This window comes from Aeromonas sp. HMWF015, assembly GCF_963878965.1.
Lineage (GTDB): Bacteria > Pseudomonadota > Gammaproteobacteria > Enterobacterales > Aeromonadaceae > Aeromonas > Aeromonas veronii.
The window spans coordinates 559-5,957 of sequence record NZ_CAWNZT010000281.1; the positions used below are offsets into that span (position 1 = coordinate 559).

The 5,399-nt window shown below is 59.2% G+C and carries 3 protein-coding genes; all 3 read right to left on the bottom strand.

Annotated elements, in window-relative coordinates; genetic code table 11:
- Positions 1-188 precede the first annotated feature (188 nt).
- The 3 genes from AACS18_RS14510 to dnaK all read right to left on the bottom strand — a co-directional run bounded on the left by AACS18_RS14510 (position 189) and on the right by dnaK (position 5,107).
- Positions 189-1,679 carry a carbohydrate porin gene (locus tag AACS18_RS14510; protein WP_108612532.1) on the bottom strand — a complete coding sequence of 497 codons (1,491 nt, stop codon included), beginning with the start codon at positions 1,677-1,679 and terminating at the stop codon, positions 189-191.
- Between the two features lie 264 nt (positions 1,680-1,943).
- Positions 1,944-3,077: a molecular chaperone DnaJ gene (gene dnaJ, locus AACS18_RS14515; RefSeq protein WP_108612533.1), complete on the bottom strand. Its 1,134-nt coding sequence runs from the start codon at positions 3,075-3,077 to the stop codon at positions 1,944-1,946.
- A 101-nt stretch (positions 3,078-3,178) separates the two neighbouring features.
- Positions 3,179-5,107, bottom strand: a complete 1,929-nt coding sequence (gene dnaK, locus AACS18_RS14520; RefSeq protein ID WP_042053028.1) for a molecular chaperone DnaK — start codon at positions 5,105-5,107, stop codon at positions 3,179-3,181.
- Positions 5,108-5,399: the final 292 nt, after the last annotated feature.

Sequence of the window (5,399 nt, forward strand, 5' to 3'; positions counted from 1 at the left end):
CCGGGATCAAGTCCACCACCGCATCCCCCATTACCCACACACGATTCGTCACCTTGCTACTCCACTGCTGCATCGGATCCACGGTCAAACCCGAACTCTGTTCTGTTGGCTGGCATTATCAGCTAAACCGTTTTAGCCAACCAGCAGATCTCGGTACCAGCTGCCATTTTTGTGATCGGGATAACGAACTAGAACCAGGTTTCCATCTGTACGCCAAAGTTCCACTCGCCACCGGCGGTGAAGTTGCTCTGGCCCATGGCATCGTCGCTGGCGTAGTTGTCGAGCTCGGAGGACCAGTCCATCCAGGTGGCGAACACCCGCAGTTCGGGCCGCTCGAAGAATCCGGCGGTCTGCGCCTTGAAGGTGGGGGCGAAGGTGAGTTTGGTGAAGTTGCCGTTCACCGCCTGGCGACCCTTGTAGCCCTTGGGATCAAGGTCCATGTACTGCCAGGCCGCCTCGTAGACCAGCTCGACGTTCTGGCTCAGCACCTGCGCCACTCGGGTATTGAAGGTGAGCCAGCGGTACTCATCCCCTTTCACGTAGCGATCCTGACTCTGCTCGGCCAGCAGGGCCGGGGCAAAACGCCAACGCGAGTTGAGATCGGTAGCGCCAAACACGGCGACCCGCACCGCATCGGCGTCCGGCAACAGCTCGCTGTCAGAGCCCAGCCCCTTGACCTCGGCCCCCAGCCCATGACCATACAACACCGCCGCCTTGGCAAAACCGGGGTTGATGCCAAAGAAGCTATCGCCGTGGTAGGCCAGCAGGGTGTGTGCCCCCTTGTCCGCCGCCTCGCTGCCCGCCCCCTTGTCATTGATGCGGGCATCATTGTCCTTGGCCGAGAGGCCGTTCACCATCCACTGCCAGTTGCCGACGCGGTTGTTCATGGTGAGGATGTAGCTCTCGATATCGGAAAGACCGCTGGCGCTGATGTCGCCGTAATCACGGCCATAGAGAGAGAAATTGGCCTTCCAGCTGTCGGCCAGCTGCACGTCATAAACGCCGCCGCCGGTACCGGCCAGGAACACCACGTCGGAATCGAGCCAGTGGATGTCAAAGTTGTCCCGATCAAAGCGCTTGCCCGCCCACAGCACCGCATTCTTGAAGGGGCCGTCGAAGCTCGCCAGATTGCCGATCTCGGCAAACACCTGACGGGTATTGAGGCTCGAATCGCTGGCGGTCCAGTCGTTGCTGGTCTCCACCCCGTCAGCCAGCATCAGCTTGTAGCGGGCCCAGCTGCCATCCTCGAAGGTCTGGGTTTTCAGCAGGTTGGCCTCCATGTAGGTGTCATCCTCGTTGCCAAGGCGACCCACAGCGCCCCCCACGGATCCTGCCGGGGTGATGTAGGGGCCGCCGCGCCCACCGTTGCCATTGCTGTTGACCAGGAGGCCCGAGCGGGCATAGCCATGAAACTCGAAGCCCTGGGCACCAGCGGTCTTCTCATCCACCTTCTGGCTGCGGTTGTTGGCCACCTGCGCCTGCTCGCTGGCCGCGCTCGCCTTCACTTCCGCCTGACTGGCACGGCTCTCTGCCGCCTCGGCTCTCGCTTCGGCCGCCTGTACCCGCGCCTCCAGCGCCGCCAGACGGGCCTCGATACCGCCATCCGCCGCCCACAGCGGGCTGCTCATCCCCAATCCCAGCGCTACCGCCAGCGCCAACTTGCTCTTGAACATCATCATCTTCCTCACCTGTCATCTGTGGCCCGAACGGGCGCTGTTGTTATCGACAGCCAGAGCATAGCTAAACCAATTTAGCTAACTCAATATGACAACTAAACCGTTTCAGCAACAGTGTGAGCGGGATAACATTTGTACAGCAGGAATTGGCGGGAGTTGTGAGGAGGATCCCTCATCAGGATCCACTCAATAAGGCGGATCCTGGCGAAATGACGGGCAAAAAAAGAGCCGGCACAAGGCCGGCTCTGTTTATTCGGGTCGCTGAAATCAGCTGGTCAGATCGTCGAAGAAGCGTTTCACCCCTTCGAAGAAGCCTTCCGATTTCGGCTTGTGGGTCTTGGCAGCGGCACCGCTGAACGACTCGTCCAGCTGGCGCAACAGCTCTTTCTGCTGCTCGGTGAGGTTGACCGGAGTCTCGATCACCACCTTGCACATCAGATCCCCTACCTGACCGGAGCGCACGGATTTCACGCCCTTGCCGCGCATGCGGAACATCTTGCCGGTCTGGGTCTCCGGAGTGACCTTGAGCTTGACGCGGCCATCCAGGGTCGGCACTTCAATCTCGCCACCGAGGGCGGCTGCGGTGAAGCTGATGGGCACTTCGCAGTAGAGGTTGTTGCCGTCACGCACGAAAATTTCGTGCTCTTTGACGTGCACCTGTACGTAGAGATCCCCTGCCGGAGCTCCTGCTTCCCCTTCGCCAGAGAGACGGATGCGATCGCCGGTATCGACGCCCGCCGGAATTTTCACCGACAGGGTCTTGGTGCGCTGATAGCGACCTTCACCGTGACACTTGCGGCACGGATCCTTGATGATCTTGCCGCGACCGTGACAGTGCGGGCAAGCCTGCTGCACCGCGAAGAAGCCCTGACGCATCTGCACCTGGCCGGAGCCGTGGCAGGTCGGGCAAGTCTGGGCACTGCTGCCGGTATGGGCACCGGAGCCGTTACAGACTTCACAGTGAACCAGGGTCGGCACCTTGATCTCCTTGGAGACCCCGCGTACCGCCTCTTCCAGCGTCAGCTCCATGGTGTAACGCAGGTCGGAGCCACGGGCCGGGCCACGACGAGCACCACCACGGCCACCGCCGAAGATGTCACCGAATACGTCACCAAACATGTCGGCGAAGTCGGCACCGCCGCCAAAGCCACCGTGGCCACCGCCACCCTGGCTCGGGTCGACACCGGCATGGCCGTACTGGTCGTAACGGGCACGCAGGTTGGCATCGGTCAGGACCTCGTAGGCTTCCTTGACCTCTTTGAACTTCTCTTCGGATGCGGCATCACCCTGATTACGATCCGGGTGATACTTCATGGCCAGGCGCTTGTACGCCTTCTTGATCTCGCGATCGTCGGCATCTTTCGCCACACCCAGTACTTCGTAGAAATCGCGCTTCGACATACTCATCCTGTGGTTACGCAGACGGGCGTTGGTTACCCAACGCCCGTGAATTCATTGACCAAGCCGATGGGCGAAGCGGACTCCGCCCATCTGGGTAGGGCTTACTTCTTGTCGTCTTTCACTTCTTCGAACTCGGCGTCGACTACGTCGTCGTCAGCCTTGGCAGAAGAGGAGGACTGACCGGCATCAGCACCGGCTGCACCCTGGGCCTGAGCCTGCTGCTGGGCAATTTCCATCAGCTTCTGGGACGCTTCCAGCAGAGCCTGCTGTTTGGCTTCGATAGCAGCCTTGTCGTCACCCTTGATGGCAACTTCCAGCTCGCTCAGAGCGGCTTCGATCTTGGTCTTGTCGTCGGCAGGCAGGGCTTCACCAGCTTCGGTGATCTGCTTGCGTACAGAGTGGACCAGACCATCAGCCTGGTTGCGAGCCTGTACCAGCTCTTCAAACTTCTTGTCCTCGGCCGCGTTGGCTTCGGCTTCGCGTACCATGCGCTCGATCTCGTCATCAGACAGACCAGAGGAGGCCTGAATGGTGATCTTCTGCTCTTTGTTGGTCTCTTTGTCTTTCGCAGAGACGTGCAGGATACCGTTGGCATCGATGTCGAAGGTCACTTCGATCTGCGGCAGACCGCGCGGTGCCGGACGGATGCCTTCCAGGTTGAACTGGCCCAGAGACTTGTTGTCGCTGGCGCGCTTGCGCTCACCCTGCAGCACGTGAATGGTCACGGCAGACTGGTTGTCTTCGGCAGTGGAGAACACCTGGGACTTCTTGGTCGGGATGGTGGTGTTCTTCTCGATCAGCGCAGTCATCACGCTGCCCATGGTTTCGATACCCAGAGAGAGCGGGGTAACGTCCAGCAGCAGAACGTCGGTCTTGTCACCGGACAGTACGGCACCCTGAATGGCAGCACCCATGGCCACGGCTTCGTCCGGGTTGACGTCTTTACGCGGCTCTTTGCCAAAGAACTCGGCAACGGTCTTCTGAACCAGCGGCATACGAGTCTGGCCACCAACCAGGATCACGTCGTCGATCTCGCCAACTGCCAGACCGGAGTCTTTCAGGGCGACACGAACCGGCTCCAGAGAGTCCTTCACCATGTCTTCTACCAGGGATTCCAGCTTGGCGCGGGTCACCTTGATGTTCATGTGCTTCGGACCGGTGGCATCTGCAGTGATGTACGGCAGGTTGACGTCGGTCTGCTGGGCAGAAGAGAGCTCGATCTTGGCTTTCTCGGCGGCATCTTTCAGACGCTGCAGAGCCAGCTGGTCGTTGCGCAGGTCGATGCCCTGCTCACGCTTGAACTCGTCTACCAGATAGTTGATGACGCGGTTGTCGAAGTCTTCACCACCCAGGTGGGTGTTACCGTTGGTCGCCAGTACTTCGAAGGTGGTTTCGCCTTCAACTTCGTCGATCTCGATGATGGAGATATCGAAAGTACCGCCACCCAGGTCATATACGGCAACCTTGCGCTCGCCCTTGACCTTGTTCACGCCGTAAGCGAAAGCAGCAGCAGTCGGCTCGTTGATGATGCGTTTTACATCCAGACCTGCGATGCGACCGGCATCCTTGGTAGCCTGACGCTGGGCGTCGTTGAAGTAGGCCGGAACAGTGATAACGGCTTCGGTTACCGGCTCGCCCAGATAGTCTTCGGCGGTCTTCTTCATCTTTTTCAGCACTTCGGCAGAGATCTGCGGCGGTGCCATTTTCTTGCCCTTCACTTCAACCCAGGCGTCGCCGTTGTCAGCTTTGGCGATGGCGTACGGCATGATTTTCAGGTCACGCTGCACTTCTTCATCTTCAAAACGACGACCGATCAGACGCTTGATGGCGAACAGGGTGTTTTTCGGGTTGGTGATGGCCTGACGCTTGGCCGGCTGACCAACCAGGATCTCGCCATCATCGGCATAGGCAATGATGGACGGAGTAGTACGATCGCCTTCTGCGTTCTCGATCACGCGAGCAGTGTCGCCATCCAGAATAGCGACGCAGGAGTTGGTAGTACCCAGGTCAATACCGATGATTTTACCCATTTGACGAATCTCCAAATACTTTGAATAAACTGGCGAGGAACTCGCCTTAATGCGTTAACGGCTAGGTGGGGGCTGCCAATCTGGCTTTCAAGCTCCCGGCATCAAATTTTTTGTGCCGCCGCGGCCTTGCTACCTATATGGGGTCGCCAGACGCAGCTTCAAGCCCCAACCCTAAAAAACCACACCCTTTGTCATGGTTGCGCGGTCACGTTGAGCCGTAAACCGGGCAAGATGAACAGGTGCTGCACTGCGAAACAAAAAGCCCGCCACAGGGCGGGCTCGGGCACCCACA